General features: G+C 71.4%; 13 protein-coding genes. 6 read left to right on the top strand and 7 right to left on the bottom strand.

All coding sequences use genetic code 11. The annotated features are described in order from the left end of the window. The first annotated feature begins 939 nt into the window (after positions 1 to 939). Together G3I78_RS25095 and G3I78_RS25090 are read left to right on the top strand one after the other, a co-directional pair. A complete protein-coding gene (locus G3I78_RS25095; protein WP_239158023.1) occupies positions 940 to 2,217 on the top strand; it encodes a hypothetical protein in 1,278 nt (425 codons plus the stop codon). A gap of 53 nt (positions 2,218 to 2,270) precedes the next feature. Beyond that, positions 2,271 to 3,221, top strand: a complete 951-nt coding sequence (locus G3I78_RS25090; RefSeq protein ID WP_164428335.1) for an RluA family pseudouridine synthase — start codon at positions 2,271 to 2,273, stop codon at positions 3,219 to 3,221. 17 nt (positions 3,222 to 3,238) lie between these two features. Here the strand turns inward: G3I78_RS25090 and G3I78_RS25085 are convergent, their stop codons facing one another. From G3I78_RS25085 to G3I78_RS25060, 6 genes are all read right to left on the bottom strand, one after another. Further along, on the bottom strand, positions 3,239 to 4,699 hold the full coding sequence (locus tag G3I78_RS25085; protein ID WP_164428333.1) for a cytochrome P450: 1,461 nt from the start codon (positions 4,697 to 4,699) through the stop codon (positions 3,239 to 3,241). Between the two features lie 111 nt (positions 4,700 to 4,810). Beyond that, a complete protein-coding gene (locus G3I78_RS25080) occupies positions 4,811 to 5,431 on the bottom strand; it encodes an ATP/GTP-binding protein (RefSeq protein ID WP_164428331.1) in 621 nt (206 codons plus the stop codon). Then, a complete protein-coding gene (locus G3I78_RS25075) occupies positions 5,412 to 5,834 on the bottom strand; it encodes a DUF742 domain-containing protein (RefSeq protein ID WP_164428329.1) in 423 nt (140 codons plus the stop codon). Before G3I78_RS25075 ends, G3I78_RS25080 begins: the two co-directional genes overlap by 20 nt. Beyond that, positions 5,831 to 6,238 (bottom strand): roadblock/LC7 domain-containing protein, encoded by a 408-nt coding sequence (locus tag G3I78_RS25070; RefSeq protein WP_007380839.1) that lies wholly within the window; start codon positions 6,236 to 6,238, stop codon positions 5,831 to 5,833. The genes G3I78_RS25075 and G3I78_RS25070 overlap by 4 nt, the downstream gene beginning before the upstream one ends. Beyond that, complete coding sequence (locus tag G3I78_RS25065) at positions 6,235 to 7,824, bottom strand: sensor histidine kinase (protein ID WP_203615466.1); 1,590 nt, start codon at positions 7,822 to 7,824, stop codon at positions 6,235 to 6,237. Before G3I78_RS25065 ends, G3I78_RS25070 begins: the two co-directional genes overlap by 4 nt. Before the next feature lie 295 nt (positions 7,825 to 8,119). Continuing rightward, complete coding sequence (locus G3I78_RS25060) at positions 8,120 to 8,761, bottom strand: TetR/AcrR family transcriptional regulator (RefSeq protein WP_164428326.1); 642 nt, start codon at positions 8,759 to 8,761, stop codon at positions 8,120 to 8,122. 748 nt (positions 8,762 to 9,509) lie between these two features. Between G3I78_RS25060 and G3I78_RS25055 the strand changes: the two genes are divergently transcribed. From G3I78_RS25055 to atzF, 4 genes are read left to right on the top strand one after another with little or no spacing between them, the layout of a single operon-like run. After that, positions 9,510 to 10,334, top strand: a complete 825-nt coding sequence (locus G3I78_RS25055) for an urea amidolyase associated protein UAAP1 (protein WP_164428324.1) — start codon at positions 9,510 to 9,512, stop codon at positions 10,332 to 10,334. Then, a complete protein-coding gene (locus G3I78_RS25050) occupies positions 10,331 to 10,948 on the top strand; it encodes an urea amidolyase associated protein UAAP2 (protein WP_164428322.1) in 618 nt (205 codons plus the stop codon). Before G3I78_RS25055 ends, G3I78_RS25050 begins: the two co-directional genes overlap by 4 nt. After that, entirely contained in the window at positions 10,945 to 14,451 is a 3,507-nt protein-coding gene (locus G3I78_RS25045; RefSeq protein ID WP_164428320.1) for a 5-oxoprolinase/urea amidolyase family protein, read from the top strand. The genes G3I78_RS25050 and G3I78_RS25045 overlap by 4 nt, the downstream gene beginning before the upstream one ends. Before the next feature lie 14 nt (positions 14,452 to 14,465). Further along, entirely contained in the window at positions 14,466 to 16,202 is a 1,737-nt protein-coding gene (atzF, locus tag G3I78_RS25040; RefSeq protein WP_164428318.1) for an allophanate hydrolase, read from the top strand. On the opposite strand, the gene G3I78_RS25035 is transcribed toward atzF, so the two are convergent. After that, complete coding sequence (locus G3I78_RS25035) at positions 16,184 to 19,048, bottom strand: DEAD/DEAH box helicase (protein ID WP_164428316.1); 2,865 nt, start codon at positions 19,046 to 19,048, stop codon at positions 16,184 to 16,186. The genes atzF and G3I78_RS25035 overlap by 19 nt on opposite strands. Positions 19,049 to 19,123: the final 75 nt, after the last annotated feature.

Raw genomic sequence — 19,123 nt, 5'->3', positions numbered from 1 at the left:
CGGGCATGAGCGGTGTCGCACCTGAGCCCGTGAGGGTGGTGGCCGGATGCCTGCGACGACCGGCGGTACGTGTCCGGACCGTGCCCCGCGCAGCGCGCCGACGCGGTCGGTGTGGTGGTGCACCGGTGCCCATCCGCCCGGGAACGGCGACCGCCTCCCACCCGTCGGCCTCTCCGGGACCTCACCGAGAACGTGAGCGCCCCGCGCGCTCGTCCGCACCGGCGCCTCCCACCACCGCTGACCCGTTGCACAGTTGACTAATCGCCCGGTGGCACTGGAAGGTAGGGATGATCCACGACCTCGCCGCCGACAACGCTGTCGGGGTGGTGGTGGCCACCGATCCTCCGCACCGCCCGGCAGCCGTCCGAAGGCCACGGCCGACGACACCGCCCGGCGCGCAGTCGACGAGGCCTGGTTCGTGCACGAGTTCAGCCACGCTGCGGGCGCGGCGTACGGAACACCACATGCAGTTCATGGACTTGGTCGGCTCCGCCACTCGGAGGGCATCATGAATCGCTCTGCTCCAGGCGGATCGCCCGGGCCGTTCCTCTGATCGGGCACGCGCCCACCCACTGCCCGAACTCCCCGGGAACGCACCGGTTCCGTGTTCTGCCCAAGCCGAAGGACCTGAAAGGGACTGCTGTCACCAGGTCTTGAATACGCGACGGGAGATCAGCACGATGCGCATAACCTCGTCCCCGATACCTTACGCGTGGACGTACGCGATGGGGCGTTTTCCTCGACTTTCGTCGCACGCCTCGATGCACGAACATACGGGCACAGGAGGAGGCGGGCTCCGGGAAACGGGGGCGTCGGATGAGTGATCTGGCGAGCCTGCCGGGCGCCGTGAGTCCCGGAACTCCTGGTCAGGTCGCACCGATTCTCGAACCTTCGCGGTGGCGGAATTCGGTCGACTCCCTTCTCTCCGATCCCGATGCCATGGCATTGGCCGGAATGCTCTGCCATGCGATCAAGGCGGAGACCACCAACGCCAGCCGCTCCGTGCTGGGTTCGCCCAGCTCGCATCTCGGCGCGGTCCGGTCCGCTGGTCTCGAGGCCGTGCGCGCCCTGCTCCGCCGCGAACAGGCGAAGGTGAACTGGCAGACCCTGCTGGGCAGGGACACGGGCGGGCTGTTGACCCTCGCGTGCGACCGGCTGATGCGGGGCGCGGAGAGCCCGCCGCTGATCGGGGTCCGGGCCGAACTCTCCGTCGACCGGGCCGAGCAGTGGTGCCGGCGGGCCCTGGGCGGCAAGGGCCACTATTCGTTCGCGATGGAGATGGCGGGGCTCTTCACCGCTCTGTGCACCGCACCGGAATCGAGTTCCGCTCTCGAGGCGAGGACCACTTTCCTGTGGGGAGTTCTGGCCGGAATCAGCGAGTACTACGCCGGGACCACACCAAAGGTGGCGGAGATCGGCCGGCTCGCCCGGGACGCGGTGGCCGCCTCCCGGGAATGCGTCCGATTGCACGGGCCCGAGGGCGAACTGATGGTCGCCGCGCAGGTGGAGTGCGGGGCCGTCCAGCTCGTCGACAACCTGACCGGAATTCTCCAACTGCCCGATCTCTTCAGCCCCGAGGAGTACATCCGGATCAGGGGCGCCGACATCGGGGTGCACATATACACCGTCCAGGACGATCTCTCGGAGCGGTACCAGGACCTCGTGGACGAGGCCACGATGGTCGCCGTCCTCGCTCACGACCTGATCGACCAGGGCCGTGACACCGACAACGGCAACCGCAACAACCTGGCCCTGCGCCTGCCCGACATCGAACAGCTCTGGGACATCCTGGAGGTCTGCCTGAGCCACACCTGCGCGGTCGGCGGAGCGCAGTGGCAGCGCGTGGTGGCGGGCTTCGTGGTGGGCACCTGCCTGTACGCGCGAGGGGGCCGGGAGCGGGTGCACGACGGCACCGAGACGGTCGTACGCAGGCGGCTGCGCCCGAGCATGGAGTGGACGTACGCGCCGGGGCTGGCCCGCTACTACTCCGCGGGCGGGTGCGACTGCACCGACCAGGCGGGTCCGGTGGACATCGGGCCGGAGTTCGACCGGCTGTACGCCGACAGCTCGACCATCGTGCGCGGGTGGCTGCGCGGCCGCTGGGACGCCCACTTCGACGTGACGGAACTCCAGCGGCTGGCGCTCGCCTGCGCGGCGGACGCGCGGGACCGGAACACGCTGTTCTCCGGCAGGAACGGAGCGGAGGCCATCCCCTGAGCACCGGGCTCCGGGCACCCGGCCCGGGCCTCCCCGTCGTAGGCTTGATCGTGATGAGCCGACGCACCCCGCCTCCCCCTTCTCCCCTGCCCCAGCGCGACGGGATCGATCCGGTACGGGTGCGGCTGCCGTTCGGTGACGCCTCGGCGACCGTGCGGGATCACCTCGTGGCTCGGCTCGCGGCCGGGGCCGAGGTGATCGACGGGATGCTGGAGGAGGGGCGGATCGTGGACGCCGCCGGGCGTCCGGTGCGGTTCGACACGGCGTACGCGCCGGGGATGTTCGTGTGGTTCCACCGGGAGCTGCGCGCCGAGGAGCGGGTTCCGTTCGCGATCGACGTCGTCCACCGGGACGAGCACGTGGTGGTGGCCGACAAGCCGCACTTCCTGGCCACCACCCCGCGCGGCAGCCATGTCGTGGAGACGGCTCTGGCCCGGTTGCGCCGGGAGCTGGACATCCCCGCGCTGGGCGCCGCGCACCGGCTGGACCGGCTCACGGCCGGGCTGGTGCTGTTCACCGTGCGGCCCGAGGAACGCGGCGCGTACCAGGCGCTGTTCCGGGACCGGCGGGTGGCGAAGGAGTACGAGGCGGTGGCCCCGTACGACCCCGCCCTGGCCCTGCCGCGGACCGTGCGCAGCCGGATCCTCAAGGAGCGCGGAATCCTGGCGGCCCGCGAGATCGAGGGCGAGCCCAATGCCGTCAGCCGGGTCGAGCTGCTGGAGCACCACGACGGGCGCGCCCGGTACCGGCTGACACCGAGCACCGGGCAGACCCACCAGCTGAGGGTGCACATGAGCACCCTCGGGGTGCCGATCCTCGGCGATCCCCTGTACCCGGTGGTGGCCGACCCCGTGCCGGCCGGCGACTTCCGGCGTCCGCTCCAACTGCTGGCGCGAGTACTGGAGTTCACCGATCCGGTCACGGGGCGCGAGCACCGGTTCACCAGCTCGCGGAAGCTGCGGGCCTGGTCGTCGTACGAGGAGTGGGCCGCCGGGCAGCCCTAGCCCCGCCGCCGGTCCGCTCAGTCACCGCGCCACCAGCGCAGGAGGCGCTGAACCACCCCGAGCCTGGCGGCCGGTTCGGGCGTCGGCGCGGGCTCCGGTTCGACGGGCGCCGGAGCGGCCGGCTCCGGGAGGGGTGTGCTGATCTTCCAGTCGTTGGCGCGCTGCGACGGCACCGGATGCGAGGGGCGCTCCATGACGTCCTGCTGGGGCTTGGGCGCGAACTTCACCGGCAGGTCCACCAGATGGCGGTTGGAGATGGTCTCCTGCCACTCCAACTCGTCCTCCCCGCATGCGAGTTCCGCGTCGGGAAGACGGGTCAGCAGCGCGTCGACGCCTACGTCGGCGATGGCACGGCCGATGTCCTGGCCCGGGCACTCGTGGGGACCGCCGCTGAAGGCGAGGTGGGAGCGGTTGCCCTGCATGTTGGCCCTGGTGTCGGGGCGGACCCGCGGGTCGACGTTGCCCGGCGCGATCCCCATGAGGAGTCCGTCGCCCTTGCGGATGCGCTGGCCCCCCAACTCCGTGTCCTGCTTGGCGAAGTAGCCGAGGATGGCGCTGAACGGCGGCTCGTCCCACATGGACTGCTCGACCGCCTGGGGCACCGTCATCTGGCCGCCGTTGAGCTGGGCGCGGAAGCGGGGGTCGGTGAGCACCACCCGCAGCACGTTGGCGAGGAGGTTGGCGGTGCTCTCGTAGGCGACGATGAGGATCAGGCGCAGGTGCTGGCTGACCTCCTCGTCGGTGAGCCGTGCGGGGTGGTTGATGAGGTGGCTGGTGAAGTCCTCCTCGGGTGCCGCCCGGCGGCGGACGGTGAGCCGCGTGAGGACGTCCATGATGTACGCGTTGCTCTCGATGGCCGTCTCGGTGCCCTTGGGCAGGTCGCGGGCGGCCTCCACCAGCCGGTCGTTGTACTCGTCCGGCATGCCGAAGATCTCGCACATGACCATCATCGGCAGCCGCTCGGCGAACTGGCTGACCAGGTCGGCGCCGCCCGTCTCGCAGAACTTGTTGACGAGGTGCTGGGTCGCGCGGTTGATGTGCCGGCGGATTCCGCGGTGGTTGATGGTGGAGATGGCGCCGGTGACCGCGCCGCGCAGCCGCAGGTGCTCGTCGCCCTCCGCGTGGGAGCACAGCGGCTGCCAGGCGAGGTGCGGCATCATCGGGTGGTCCGGTTTGACCGTGCCGTCCTGCATGGGGCTCCACAGCCGGGTGTCGCGGCTGTAGTGCGAGGGGCTGCGCAGCATGTGCATGCTCTCGCTGTGGCCGAGCACCACCCAGATCGGCACGTCGTCGTGGAGCATGGCGGGGGCCACGCTTCCGTGCTCGGCGCGGAGTTGCTCGTACACGGTTTCGAGGTCCGCCGCTGAGGGGCCGTACAGCCGTCGCAGCCCGCCGGGGCCGAGGTCGTGCGCGGGGCAGCCGGGCGGGGCGGCCGTCGGGTCGAACGTGCCGGCCGGGGTGTGCGGTTCAGGCGTCACGATGGTCGCTCCGAAAACTGAGGTCGATCTGGTGCGGGGGAAGTGGGCGGGTTCGGTCGGCGGGCCGTTTCCGTCGGCGGGGCCGTTTCGCTCGGCCGGCCGTCGTACGGCTCACGCCGGAGCCTTCTCCACCGCCAGCGAATGAAGGAACTGCAACAGCGTCATCAGCACATCCCGGCTGGAGGCCCGCCGGCGGGCGTCGCACTCGACGATCGGGATGTCCGGGCTGAGGTCGAGCGCGGTGCGCAGGTCCTCGACGGGGTGGCGGGGGCCGTCGGGGAAGGTGTTGACGGCTACGACGAAGGGGACGCCCCGCTCCTCCAGCCGGCCCATGACGTCGAAGCTGACTTCGAGGCGGCGGGTGTCCACCAGGACCACCGCGCCGAGCGCGCCTTCGAACAGGCCGTTCCAGAGGAACCAGAAGCGTTCCTGGCCGGGGGTGCCGAACAGATAGAGCACCAGCTGCTCGGTGATGCTGATGCGGCCGAAGTCCATGGCCACGGTGGTGGCCGTCTTGGTCTCGGAACCGTAGTTGTCGTCGACCCCGATGCCGGCCTGGGTCATGGTCTCCTCGGTGGTCAGCGGTTTGATCTCGCTGACCGAGCCGACCATGGTCGTCTTGCCGACGCCGAAGCCGCCGACGATGACGATCTTCACCGCGGCCTCGGCGGTGTGGGGCAGGTGGTCCTCGGTCCGTGGACCGGGAATGGTGTCAGAGCCTTTGAAGTCCATGCATCACCGCTTCGAGGAGGGAACGGTCGGCCAGCGCCTGGCGGATCACAGGGGCGCGCGCCGTCACCAGTTCGGCCGTCAGCAGCTCGGTGAGCAGGACGGTCACCACGCTGAACGGCAGGCTGAGATAGGCGGACAGTTCGGCCACGGACAGGGGAGCCGTGCAGAGCCTGAGCAGCGCCGCCTGCTCAGGCGTGGCGGAGGGCGGTGGGTCGGCGTGCGCCACGATTAACGTGACCAGGTCGAGTTCCGAGCGCTGAGCCCCGTCGGGTCCGGTGATGACGTACAGCCGCTCGGGGTTCTTCTTCCGTCCCTCGGGTGGGTCCTGGCCCTCCTGCTCGGGTTGCGGGGCCGGTTCGGGGCCGGCCTTGGGGAAGCGCCGTCGGCGTTGCGGAGGAGTCATACGGTCTGCCCGTTGCGCCTGGGCGGGCTGGTGAGGTGCGCGCCGATGCGGACGACCAGATCGCTCATGCGAGCGCTCATGTGGCCGGGTTCGGTGATGATGTCGGAGAGCACCGCGAGATAGGCGTTGGGCCCGGCGGCCATCAGGTAGAAGTAGCCCCCGTGGATCTCGATGAGGACCATCTTCATCTTGCCGTCGCTGCCCGGGATCTCCCCGGCGACGGCGCCCGCCAGGCTCTGCAGGCCCGCGCAGGCCGCGGCGACGCGGTCGGCGGTGTCCGGGTCGCCGCCGTGCCGGGCGATGCGCAGGCCGTCGGCGGAGAGCACCACGATCATCTGGATGCCCGGTACGCCTTTGGCGAGGTCCTGGAGCATCCAGTCGAAGTTGCCTCGCTGCTGGATCACTTGAGGTTCCCCTCGTCTTCGGCCTCGGTACGGGCCGGTTCGTCGGTCGGCTGGGTGACTGCGGAAGAGGTGGGGCGCTTGAGGCCGTCCATGAACGCCTGGACCCACAGCCCCGGCGGGGTGTCGTCCGGCTTCGGCTCGGGCTCGGGTTCGCGCCGGGCCGTCGACCAGATGGTCGGGCGGCCTTCCCGCTCGGCGCGTTCGATCTCGGCCTGCTCGGCGTAGCGCTGGGTGAGCGAGGTCTTGACCCGGCTGCGGCGCTGCGGAAGTCCGCCCGCCGTCCACTCGGTGACCTCGGGGACGTCGTCCTCCATGGACACCGGTGTCGTGAACTTGGGGCTGGTGGGGCGGCGCTTCTTGATGGTGCGCTTGGGGCCGGGCAGCGCGCCCAGTTCGGCCTTGGGCACGGCGGTGGCGCCGATGCCGTGGGCGAGTCCGACGCCGGGCTCGTCGGTGAGCATGTCGCTCGGCACGACGAGGATCGCGCGGACGCCGCCGTACGCGGAGGCACGCAGCGAGACCTGCATGTCGTACGCCTGGCAGAGCCGGCCCACGACGGCGAGGCCGAGGCGCGGCGACTCGCCGAGGTCCTGGAAGTCGACGCCCGCCTTGGCCCGCTCCAGCATGCCCTCGGCCCGCAGCCGAGCCTCCTCGCTGAGGCTGACGCCGGCGTCCTCGATCTCGATGCAGACGCCGGTCTGCACCTCGGTGGCGGTGACATGCACCTTGCTCTGGGGCGGGGAGTAGCGCGTGGCGTTGTCGAGGAGTTCGGCCGCGGCGTGGATGACCGGCTCGACGGCGGTGCCCTTGACGTTGACCTTGGCGATCGACGACAGGTCGATGCGCCGGTACTCCAGGATCCGGGACATGGCGCCGCGCAGCACGCTGTAGAGCGCGACGGGCTCGGGCCACTGCCGGCCGGGGCGGCCGCCGCCGAGGACGGAGATGGAGTCGGCGAGCCGGCCGATCAGCGCGGTGCCGTGGTCGATCCGCAGGAGGTCGTCGAAGACCTCGGGGTTGCGGCCGTGGTCCTCCTCCATCTCCCGGAGTTCGTTTGCCTGTTGGTGGACGATGGCCTGCACGCGGCGGGCGATGTTCACGAAGGAGCGCTGCGCGGCGTCGCGCATGATCTCCTCGGTGTCGACGATGTTGAGCACCGTCTTGAGCACGCTGAGCTGTGACTCGGGCAGGCCGTCCCACGCGGGGTCGATCTCGCCGAGGCGGCGAATCACCTCTCCGGGGGAACTTCCGCGCCGCATCCGGTCCAGCGCGGTGGGCGCGACCTCCTTGGCGAACCGGGTCAGTTCCCGGTCGTGGTCGGCGATGCGCTGCTGGAGACGCGCGGTCTGACGGGCGTGTTCGAGGCGCTGGTCGCGCAGTTCGCGACCGCGGCGAACGGCCTCCGCCGCCACCGCGATCACCAGCAGCGTGGCGACGGCACCGCAGAGACCGACGGCGGTCCGGGCTGGTTGCCGCACTGCCGCGACGGCGGCCCCGGTCGCCGCGGCCATGACTATGGCGGGGAGCAACAGCACGCGCGCATACGGCAGTTCACGCCGTCCTGGGGGGGACTGAACACTCACCATGAGGGCCCTCTGAGACGTATCGACGGGGGAGTCGCACATATAGGGAACAAGCGCACGAATACACATCAACTCGGTGCGCTGCGGGCGAGCTTAGTCCGACCGGATCATCGCCGTGTCATATTCAGCAAGCACCTGAAACGGACATCAGGACTGGAGTACCCTCGGCCCATTTGAACGCTGAGAAACTATTCACACACGGTGAGTTACGGGGTACGGGCGTTCGAGAGCGGCTCACCGAGGCGGGTGAAGATCGCGTTCCGGTCGGGTGCCGGACCGGGGCGGGGCAGGGGCGGGGTCAGACTCCCGCGATGCGCAGCGCGGCGTCCGCGGTCGCCTCCGCGAACACGGAGACCGGGCGCTCGGGATCGGAGCGGTGAACGAGGATCACGCCCTCGATCAGACCGAACAGCAGGTCCGTACGGAGATCCAGCTCGCTCTTGGCGAGGGCGCCGCCGGCGGGTGTCGCGGCGATCAACTGCCGGTAGGCGTCCTTGAGTTCGGCGCGCACGGCATGGAACCCGGCGAACCGCTCGGTACGCACCTCGGGCAGCAGATAGAGCCCGCCGAGGTTGTACGGCCCCCCGCACAGCACCTCCACGTCCGCGCGGCACAGCTCCCACAGCCGCGCCTGCGCCGGTACCGCGTCGTCGGCGAGCAGCTCACGGGCGTACGCCAACGAGGGGGTGACGGTGGACTCCAGCAGCTCGCCGAGCAGTTCCTCCTTGCCGGAGACGTAGTGGTACATGGACGCCTGGCGCATACCGGCCCGCTCGGCGACGGCCCGGGTGCTGGTGGCGGCGTATCCGAGGGTGGTGAACAACTCGGCCGCGGCGACGAGGAGTTCCGCCCGCGGCGCGAGCCCGCTGTCCGGCCGCCGAGCGGCACGAGGCCTGCCGACCCGCCGCCCCGGCTCCGCCGCACCACCTGTCGTACCCATGCGTTCGATCCTCGCACACGGGGGATCTCGGCGGCGGGCGGGTGATCTTCCTGAGCGCCGGGGTGGCCGCGGCCTGCCTGGAGAGACGTCGGCCGGGCCGGGGCAACCACGTCCAGCCTGGGGCGCCACGACTCGCCTGGGGCAACCGCGGACCAGCCCGGGGCGACCGCGGCCAACCTGGGGGCCGCGACTCGCCTGGAACGACCACGACCAGACCGGGGCAACGACGACCGACCCGGGGGCTACCACTCGCCCGGAACGACCACGCCCAGACCGGGGCGACGACGACCAACCTGGGGGGCCACCACTCGCCCGGAACGACCACGACCAGCCCAGGGCAACCGCAACCGACCAGGGAAGGCCGCGACCAGCCCAGGGCAACCACGACCTCCCTGAAGAGGGCGGACCACGACCCGCCGGGAACGACCGCAACCAACCCAGGACAACCACGGCCTCCCGGAAGGGGAGACCACGACTCGCCCGGACCGACCGCAACCAGCCCAGGGCACCTACGACCGCCCCCGACAGAGCACGACCGAGCCAGCCCGATCCCGACCAACCCACGAAAGACCACGCCGGACCCAGAGTGATCGCAATCACCCCCACCACCCCGCCCCCGAAGCAGCACCCCGCCACACCCCCCGTGAGCCCCCAGTAACCGACCGGCAACACCCGGGCAATCCCCCCGACCAACCCCGCCCCTAATTTCTGTCGAGCGACAGAAATCACCGGAGCCGGAGGTCCCGAGATGGCCACAGAGACCACGTACGGAGCCCGAGACCACGCCAGGGCCCAGGACGGCACCCGCGCCGAGGCCATGCCCGTGGTCCCCGCCACCGACTGGCCGACCCCCTCCCCCGGGTCCGGCGACCTGGTGTGGGCCGAGACCGTCGCGGGCGGCAACTACACCCACCGCCTCCTGGCCCGCGGCACCGAACTCCGCCTCACCGACCTGCGCGGAGACGCCTGCGCCCACCTCCTCCTGTACGCGCAGGACCGCCCCTGGGAACGCCTGAACGTCGCCGACACGGTCAAGGTCCAGTGGAACGCCTACCTCGGCGAGGGCCACCTCCTCCTCTCCGACCAGGGCCGCGTCCTGGCCAGTGTCGTGGCGGACACCTCCGGCCGGCACGACACCCTGTGCGGCACCTCCACCCTGGTCAGCAACACCCTCCGCTACGGCGACGGCACCCCCCAGAGCCCCTCCCCCGCCGGCCGCGAACTGTTCAAGCTGGCCGCCGCGAAGAACGGCCTCGAACCCCGCGACCTGCCCCCGTCCCTCTCCTTCTTCCAGGGCGTCAGGATCCGCGAGGACGGCACCCTCGACTTCACCGGCTCCGAAGGCCCCGGCGCCGCCGTCACCCTCCGTGCCGAGCAGGACGTGACCGTACTGATCGCGAACGTCCCGCACCCCGCTGACCCGCGCCCCGCCTACACGAGCACACCCCTGGAGGTGCTCGCCTGGCGCGTCGCCCCCACCCGCCCCGGCGACCCGCTCTGGGACGCCACCCCCGAAGGCCGCCGCGCCTTCCTCAACACCGCCGAACTCCTCGCCTCGAAGGGACGCGCATGAAGATCGAGGACACGCGCGGCACGACAGTGGTCCCGGCCCGCGCCGCCTGGTCGTCCGTCGTCCGCGAGGGCGACTCGCTCACCGTCACCGACCTGCACGGCAACCAGGCCGTCGACTTCCTCGTCTACGACGCCCACGACACGTCGGTCCGCTACAGCGCCCCCGACACCGTCCAGGCGCAGGGCGGCATCTTCCTCACCACCGGCAGTGTGCTGATGTCGAACGAGCACACCCCGCTGATGACGGTCACCGCCGACGACGTGGGCCGCCACGACACCGTCGGCGGCGCCTGCTCCAAGGAGTCCAACACCCTGCGCTACGGCCATCACACCTGGTCGCAGCACGCCTGCGTGGACAACTTCCTCGCGGAGGGCGCCAAGTACGGCCTCGGCAAGCGCGACCTGGTCTCCAACATCAACTGGTACATGAACGTCCCGGTGGAGCAGGACGGCACCCTCGGCATCGTCGACGGCATCTCCGCCCCGGGCCTCTCCCTCACCCTGCGCGCCGAGCGGGACGTCCTCGTCCTGGTCTCCAACTGCCCCCAGATCAACAACCCTTGCAACGGCTTCGACCCGACCGCCGTGGAGATGACGATCGGGGCCACCGGATGACCTTCGACACCCTCCTGGTCGCCAACCGGGGCGAGATAGCGGTCCGCATCCTCCGCACGGCCCGCCAACTGGGCCTGAGAACAGTCTCGGTGTACTCCGACGCCGACCGCTCCGCACCCCATGTCCGCCTCGCCGACCGGGCCGTACGCCTCGGCCCGGCGCCCGCGAAGGAGTCGTACCTCGACGCCGACCTGGTGCTGAAGGCGGCGAAGGACACGGGCGCCGGCGCGATCCACCCCGGCTACGGCTTCCTGTCCGAGGACGCCGCCTTCGCCCGCCGCTGCGAGGACGCGGGCATCGTGTTCGTCGGCCCGACGCCCGGACAGCTGGAGCTGTTCGGCGCGAAGCACACGGCACGGGCGGCGGCGGAGGCGGCCGGAGTGCCCCTGGCGCCGGGCACCGGCCTGCTGGCTTCACCCGAAGAGGCCCTGGAGGCAGCCGGGGCCATCGGCTATCCGGTCATGCTCAAGGCGACCGGCGGTGGCGGCGGCATCGGCATGTCGGCCTGCCGCTCCGCCGCCGAACTGACCGACGCCTGGGACCGGGTGCAGCGCGTCGCCGCCGCCTCCTTCTCCTCCGCCGGTGTCTTCCTGGAACGGCTCGTGGAGCACGCCCGCCATGTGGAGGTGCAGGTCTTCGGCGACGGCGAGGGCCGGGTCGTCGCCTTCGGCGACCGCGACTGCTCCCTCCAGCGCCGCAACCAGAAGGTCCTGGAGGAGGCACCGGCCCCCGGCCTCCCCGACCATGTCCGCACCCGACTCACCGACAGCGCCCGGGACTTGTGCGCGTCGGTCGGCTACCGCTCCGCCGGGACCGTCGAGTTCGTGTACGACGCCGCCCGCGAGGAGGCCTACTTCCTGGAGGTCAACACCCGCCTCCAGGTGGAGCATCCGGTCACCGAGGAGATCTACGGCGTCGACCTGGTCGCCTGGATGCTCCGCCTGGCCCGGGGCGAACGGGACGTCGTCCGCCCGCCGGACCCACCGCACGGCCACGCCGTCGAGGCCCGCCTCTACGCCGAGGACCCCTCACGCGAACACCGGCCCAGCGCGGGCCTGTTGACCCGGGTCGAGTTCCCCACCGGGGTCCGGGTCGACAGCTGGGTGGAGACCGGCACCGAGGTGACGACGTCGTACGACCCGATGCTCGCGAAGATCATCGCGTACGGCTCCGACCGCGCCCACGCGCTCCAGCGGCTGGACGAGGCCCTGGAACGCACCCGGGTCGACGGCATCGAGACCAACCTGGGCCTGGTCCGGGCGGCGCTCACGCACACCGACTTCAGGACGGCCGCCCACTCCACGGCGACCCTGACCGAGGTCCAGGACCCCACCCCGCGTGTCGAGGTGGTCGCCTCCGGCACCCTCACCACGGTCCAGGACTGGCCGGGGCGCACCGGCTACTGGCAGGTCGGCGTCCCCCCGTGCGGCCCGATGGACGACCGCTCCTTCCGGCTCGGCAACACCGCCCTCGGCAATCCGGAGGGCGCCCCGGGTCTCGAATGCACCTTGCAGGGCCCGTCGTTGAGGTTCAGCCACCCCACCACCGTCTGTGTGACGGGCGCCCCGGCCCCGGTCACCGTGGACGGCGCACCGGTCCCGCAGTGGGAGCCGGTGACCGTCCCCTCGGGCGGGGTCCTGGAGGTCGGCGCCCCCACCGAACACGGCCTGCGCACCTACGTCCTGTTCGCGGGCGGCCTCGACGTCCCGGCCTTCCTCGGCAGCGCGAGCACCTTCACGCTGGGCCGTTTCGGCGGACACGGCGGACGGGCGCTGCGGACGGGGGACGTACTGCACGGGGGCGGCCAGGCCGACGGTACGGCCGTACCGGAGCGCCCCTCATACACCTCCACCTGGCACATCGCCGCCGCCGAAGGCCCCCACGCCGCCCCGGAGTTCTTCACCGAGGACGACATCCGCGACTTCTACGCCGCCGACTGGAAGGTCCACTTCAACTCGGCCCGCACCGGCGTCCGCCTGGTCGGCCCCAAGCCCCGCTGGGCCCGCACCGACGGCGGCGAGGCGGGCCTGCACCCGTCCAACATCCACGACACCCCGTACTCGGTCGGCGCCGTCGACTACACGGGCGACATGCCGGTGCTGCTGGGCCCGGACGGCCCTTCGCTGGGCGGGTTCGTGTGCCCGGCGACCGTGATCAGCACCGAGCGCTGGAAACTGGGGCAGCTGCGCCCGGGCGACACCGTGCGCTTCGTCCCGGTGACCACGGACGGCTCGGCGCGGCCCGCCATCGTGGACGGCGGCATCCTCGCCCGCGACGGCGACGTGACCTACCGCCGCAGCGGCGACGACAACCTGCTGGTCGAATTCGGCCCCATGCAGCTGGACCTGGCCCTCCGCATGCGGGTCCACGCGCTGATGGAGGCGGTGGCCGAGCACGGCCCGGAGGGCATCACCGACCTCACCCCCGGCATCCGCTCCCTACAGATCCAGACGGACCCGAACCGTCTCCCCCAGCCCGAACTCCTCAGCGCGGTACGGGAGATCACCGCCTCCCTCCCGCCCTCCGACGAGCTAATCGTCCCCTCCCGCACGGTCCACCTCCCCCTCTCCTGGGACGACCCGGCCACCCGGGAGGCGATCGCCCGCTACATGGCGGGCGTCCGCGACGACGCGCCCTGGTGCCCGTGGAACATCGAGTTCATCCGCCGCGTCAACGGCCTGGAGTCGGTGACCGACGTCTACGACACGGTCTTCGACGCGGAATACCTCGTACTGGGCCTGGGAGACGTCTACTTGGGCGCCCCCGTGGCCACCCCGCTCGACCCGCGCCACCGCCTGGTGACCACGAAGTACAACCCCGCACGCACCTGGACCGCCGAGAACTCGGTCGGCATCGGCGGGGCGTATCTCTGCGTCTACGGCATGGAGGGCCCCGGCGGCTACCAGTTCGTGGGCCGTACGACCCAGGTGTGGTCGCCCTGGCAGCAGCGCGGCGCGTTCGAGCCGGGCTCGCCGTGGCTGCTGCGCTTCTTCGACCGGATCAAGTGGTATCCGGTGGCCGCGGACGAACTCCTGGAGCTGCGCGCCGACATCACGTCCGGACGCTTCGTGCCGCGGATCGAGGAGGGCACCTTCTCGCTCGCCGAGTACCAGGAATTCCTGGCCGAACACGCCGATTCCATCGGGGAGTTCAGGGCACGCCAGCAGACGGCGTTCGCGGCGGAGCGGGACGCCTGGGAGGCGGCGGGCGAGTTCGCGAGGGCCGAGGCGGCCACCGCCCCAGCGGTCACGGCGGCCGAGGTGACGGTGCCGCCGGGCGGTCGGCTGATCGAGGCCGAGTTCGCGGCCTCCGTATGGCAGTTGAACGTCGAGCCGGGCGACGAGGTGAGCGCCGGCCAGCCGCTCCTCGCCCTGGAAGCGATGAAGATGGAGTCCAGGGTGCACGCGCCGGCGGACGGCGTGGTCACGGAGATCCTGGCCCGGCCCGGCGACCAGGTGGAGGCGGGGACGGCCCTGCTCGTCCTGGCCCCGCCCGCACAGTGAAAGAGGAGCGAGCCATGTCCACCACCCTCTCCCGGGTCCACGCCGCCTACGACCGTGTCGAGGCCGTGGACCGGCCCGAGATCTGGATCGACCTGCGCCCGAGGGAGGAGGTCGAGCGGGAGGCGGAGGCGATCGACGAACGCCTCGCCCGGGGCGAGCAACTGCCTCTCGCGGGCCGCCTGTTCGCCGCCAAGGGCAACATCGACGTGGCCGGCCTGCCCACCACGGCGGGCTGTCCGTCGTACGCCTACCGGCCGGAGGCCGACGCCCCGGTCGTCGCCGGGCTCCGCGCGGCCGGGGCGATCGTGCTCGGCACCACGAACCTGGACCAGTTCGCGACGGGCCTGGTCGGCACCCGCTCCCCGCACGGCGCGGTCCGCAACGCGTACGACCCCGCGCGGATCAGCGGCGGCTCCAGCTCCGGCTCGGCGGTCGCCGTGGCCCTGGGCATCGTCGACTTCGCCCTCGGCACCGACACGGCGGGCTCGGGCCGGGTCCCGGCCGCCTTCAACGGCATCGTCGGCCTCAAGCCCACCCGCGGCCTGGTCCCGACGGCCGGGGTCGTCCCGGCCTGCGCCTCGATCGACTGCGTGACGGTGTTCGCCCGCACCCTCCCGGAGGCCGAGCAGGCGCTGTCCCACATGGCCACCGGCACGCCGCCGCCCCTTCCCGGCCGCCGCCCCGGCCCGTGGCGGATCGCGGTCCCTCCGCGGGAGCAGCTCGGCGAACTGGACGAGGGCTGGGCGGATGCCTACGAGGTCGCCGTGGAGCAGCTGCGCACGGCAGGCGCGTCGATCCGCGCCCTCGACCTCACGCCGTTCACCGAGGCGGCGGCGATGCTGTACGAGGGCGCGTTCGTGGCCGAGCGCTACACAGCGGTGGGCGCCTTTATCGACAAGGCGACAGCGCAAGGTGACCCGACTCTGGACCCCACGGTCGCCGCCATCATCACCCGGGCCCGCGATCTCCCGGCCCACCAGCTCTACGCGGACATGGACCGCCTGGCCGCCCTGCGCGCGAAAGCCCTCACGGAGCTCTCCGACGCGGACGCCCTGCTCCTCCCCACGGCTCCCGGCCACCCCACCCTCGCCGAGGTGGCCGCCGACCCCCTGGGCGCCAACGCCCGCCTGGGCCGCTTCACCAACTCCACGAACCTCTTCGACCTGGCTGCGGTCGCGGTCCCGTCCGGCGAGGTCGACGGCCTCCCCTTCGGCGTGATGCTGATCGGCCCGGCGCACACCGACGCACGCCTGGCGGGCATCGCGGCCAGGCTCCAGCCGGAGACCCGCCTGGCGGTGGTCGGCGCCCACCTGACAGGCCAGCCCCTGAACCCCCAACTCCTGGCGCTGGGCGCCCGCCTGGACCGTACGACGACCACCGCCCCGGTGTACCGCCTGCACGCCCTGGACACGACCCCGCCGAAGCCGGGCCTGGTCCACGTGGGCGAGGGCGGCGCCGAGATCGAGGTGGAGGTGTGGCGCCTCCCGGCGGAGGGCCTGGGCCGCCTCCTGACGGCACTCCCCCGCCCGATGACACTGGGCTGCGTGGAACTGGCGGACGGAACCCGAACCCCAGGCTTCCTGTGCGAACCCGGCGCGCTGGCGAACGCCGAGGACATCACCTCGCACGGGAGCTGGCGGAACTTCCTGGGACACAGCCCGAGTCGAGGCCTTCAGGGGCGCGGGGAACTGCGCGACCAGCCCCCACATGCCCGCACCCGCCCCCGAACCCGTCACCCCACCGACGAGTAGGCCACAACCCCCCGCAGCAACAGATCAACAGCCTTGCGCGCGTTCTTCGCGACGGAGGAGGACCCGTCGCCCCCCGACACAGGAGCCGCCGCCGAGATCTGCCCCAGCACATCGATCACCTGCTTGCACCACCGCACGAAGTCCCCGGCCGGCATCTCCGCCTCCCGAAGCACCTCGTCGAGTCCCTTCCCCGAGGCCCACATGTACGCGGCCCAGGCGAACCCGAGATCCGGCTCCCGCTGCCCGACCCCCTCGGTCTGGTTGATACGGAAGTCCTCTTCAAGGGCGTCCAGCCGCCCCCAGATCCGCACCATCTCGCCGAGCGCCGCCTTGGCCTTGCCGGACGGCAGCTTGGGCGCCATCGCGTCGTCGCCCACCCGGGCCTCGTACACCAGGGCGGAGACACACGCGGCCAGTTCGGCGGGGGAAAGCCCCTCCCAGACCCCGGCGCGCAGGCACTCACTGGCCAGCAGATCGAGTTCGCCGTACAGCCGCGCCAGCCGCTTGCCGTGCTCGGTGACCTCGTCGGCGCGCAGGTAGTCCAGCTCGGTCAGCAGCGCGACGATCCGGTCGAAGGTCCGGGCGATGGTGTTCGTCCGCCCCTCGATGCGCCGCTCCAGCTGCGAGGTGTCCCGCAGCAGCCGGTGGTAACGCTCGGCCCAACGGGCGTGGTCCTCACGGTCGTTGCACCCATGGCAGGGATGCGCCCGGATCGCGGTGCGCAGCCGGGCGATCTCCCGGTCGTCGGCGGCCTGCGACCGCTTCTTGCGGGCCCGCTCCGGCGGAATGTGCCCGGCCTTGGTGCGCAGCGCGGACGCGAGGTCCCGACGGGACTGCGGGGAGCGCGGGTTGAAGGACTTGGGGATCCGCATCCGCTCCAACGCCTCGACCGGCACCGGGAAGTCCATCGAGGCGAGCCGCTTGACCTGCCGCTCGGCGGTCAGCACCAGCGGGCGCGGCCCGTCGTGCTGCTCGAAGCCGCGGTGGCCGTTGGACCGCCCGGCGGGCAGTCCCGGGTCGAGGACCAGTGCGAGACCGGCGTACTTGCCCGTCGGCACATGGATGACGTCACCCGGCTTGAGCTTCTCCAGCGCCACGGCCGCCTCGGCCCGCCGCTGGGCCACGCCCTGCCGGGCCAACTCGGTCTCGCGGTCCTTGAGTTCGCGGCGCAGTCGCGCGTAGTCCTCGAAGTCGCCGAGGTGGCAGGTCATGGAGGCCTTGTAGCCGTCGAGCCCCTCTTCGTTGCGCTGCACCTGCCGGGAGATCCCGACGACCGACTTGTCGGCCTGGAACTGCGCGAACGACGTCTCCAGGAGTTCGCGCGAGCGGTGCCGCCCGAACTGCTCGACGAGGTTGACCGCCATGTTGTACGACGGCTTGAAGCTGGAGCGCAGCGGGTACGTACGCGTGCCCGCCAGCCCGGCCAGGTGCTCGGGACTGCTCCCGCGCTGCCACAGCACGACGGCATGGCCCTCGACGTCGATGCCGCGCCGGCCCGCACGGCCCGTCAACTGGGTGTACTCGCCCGGTGTGATGTCGGCGTGCTGCTCGCCGTTCCACTTGACGAGCTTCTCCAGCACCACCGAACGCGCGGGCATGTTGATGCCGAGCGCCAGGGTCTCGGTCGCGAACACGGCCTTGACCAGACCGCGTACGAACAGCTCCTCGACGACCTCCTTGAAGGTCGGCAGCATGCCCGCGTGGTGGGCCGCGATGCCGCGCTCCAGGCCCTCGAGCCATTCGTAGTACCCGAGGACATGGAGGTCTTCGTTCGGGATCGACGCCGTGCGCTCCTCGACCAGCGCGCGCACCTTCTCCCGCGCCTCGTCGTCGTTGAGCCGAAGACCGGCGTACAGGCACTGCTGTACGGCCGCCTCGCAGGCGGCGCGGCTGAAGATGAAGGTGATGGCGGGCAGCAGGCCCTCGGCGTCGAGCCGCTCGATGACCTCGGGCCGGCTCGGCGTCCACACCCGGGACCGCTGACGGCGCTCGCGCTCCCGGTCGGCCTCGCGCATCGCCCGGCCGCGTCTGCGGTCCTGGTACGACGGCCGCTGGGCCTCCATGCGGGCGAGGCGCGCGAGGTCGGGGTTGACGGCCTTCTTGCTGCCCTCGCCCTCCTCGAACAGGTCGTACATCCGGCGCCCGGCGAGCACGTGCTGGAACAGCGGCACGGGCCGGTGCTCGGAGACGATCACCTCGGTGTGGCCGCGCACGGTGTCGAGCCAGTCGCCGAACTCCTCGGCGTTGGACACGGTCGCCGACAGGGACACCAGGGTCACCGACTCGGGGAGGTGGATGATCACCTCTTCCCATACGGCGCCTCTGAAGCGGTCGGAGAGGTAGTGCACCTCGTCCATGACCACGTAGCCGAGGCCCAGGAGGGTCTGCGAGCCCGCGTACAGCATGTTCCGCAGCACCTCGGTGGTCATCACGACCACGGGGGCGTCGGAGTTGACGCTGTTGTCGCCGGTGAGCAGGCCGACCTTGTCGGCGCCGTAACGGCGGCTCAGGTCCGCGTACTTCTGGTTCGACAGCGCCTTGATGGGTGTCGTGTAGAAGCACTTCTTGCCCTGCTTGAGGGCGAGGTGGACGGCGAACTCGCCGACGATCGTCTTGCCGGAGCCGGTGGGGGCGGCCACCAGCACGCCCTTCCCCGCTTCGAGAGCCTGACAGGCCTCGATCTGGAAGGGGTCGAGACCGAAGTCGTACATCTCGCGGAAGCCCGCGAGCGCGGTGGCCTGCTCGGCTGCCCGCAGGCGGGCTGCCGCGTACCGCTCGGCCGGTGAGAGGTCCTCTGTCATCGTGCTTTCGAGCGTACCGGGCCCCACTGACAACAGGACGATCATTATCCGGATCGGTCCCCGCGAAACCTGGTCTTTACGCAGATCAAAGGCCCCGCACGGATCAAGGACCCACGACGG

Source organism: Streptomyces sp. SID13726 (assembly GCF_010548375.1).
In the GTDB taxonomy this organism is placed as follows: Bacteria; Actinomycetota; Actinomycetes; order Streptomycetales; family Streptomycetaceae; genus Streptomyces.
This window is presented reverse-complemented; position numbering and strand designations above follow the sequence as displayed.

Coding starts and splice junctions, on each gene's coding strand:
- G3I78_RS25035 (WP_164428316.1), bottom strand. CDS start 19,048: ATGATCGTCCTGTTGTCAGTGGGGCCCGGTACGCTCGAAAGCACGATG.
- G3I78_RS25050 (WP_164428322.1), top strand. CDS start 10,331: ATGAAGATCGAGGACACGCGCGGCACGACAGTGGTCCCGGCCCGCGCC.
- G3I78_RS25090 (WP_164428335.1), top strand. CDS start 2,271: ATGAGCCGACGCACCCCGCCTCCCCCTTCTCCCCTGCCCCAGCGCGAC.
- G3I78_RS25080 (WP_164428331.1), bottom strand. CDS start 5,431: ATGGACTTCAAAGGCTCTGACACCATTCCCGGTCCACGGACCGAGGAC.
- G3I78_RS25055 (WP_164428324.1), top strand. CDS start 9,510: ATGGCCACAGAGACCACGTACGGAGCCCGAGACCACGCCAGGGCCCAG.
- G3I78_RS25095 (WP_239158023.1), top strand. CDS start 940: ATGGCATTGGCCGGAATGCTCTGCCATGCGATCAAGGCGGAGACCACC.
- G3I78_RS25065 (WP_203615466.1), bottom strand. CDS start 7,824: ATGGTGAGTGTTCAGTCCCCCCCAGGACGGCGTGAACTGCCGTATGCG.
- atzF (WP_164428318.1), top strand. CDS start 14,466: ATGTCCACCACCCTCTCCCGGGTCCACGCCGCCTACGACCGTGTCGAG.
- G3I78_RS25075 (WP_164428329.1), bottom strand. CDS start 5,834: ATGACTCCTCCGCAACGCCGACGGCGCTTCCCCAAGGCCGGCCCCGAA.
- G3I78_RS25060 (WP_164428326.1), bottom strand. CDS start 8,761: ATGGGTACGACAGGTGGTGCGGCGGAGCCGGGGCGGCGGGTCGGCAGG.
- G3I78_RS25045 (WP_164428320.1), top strand. CDS start 10,945: ATGACCTTCGACACCCTCCTGGTCGCCAACCGGGGCGAGATAGCGGTC.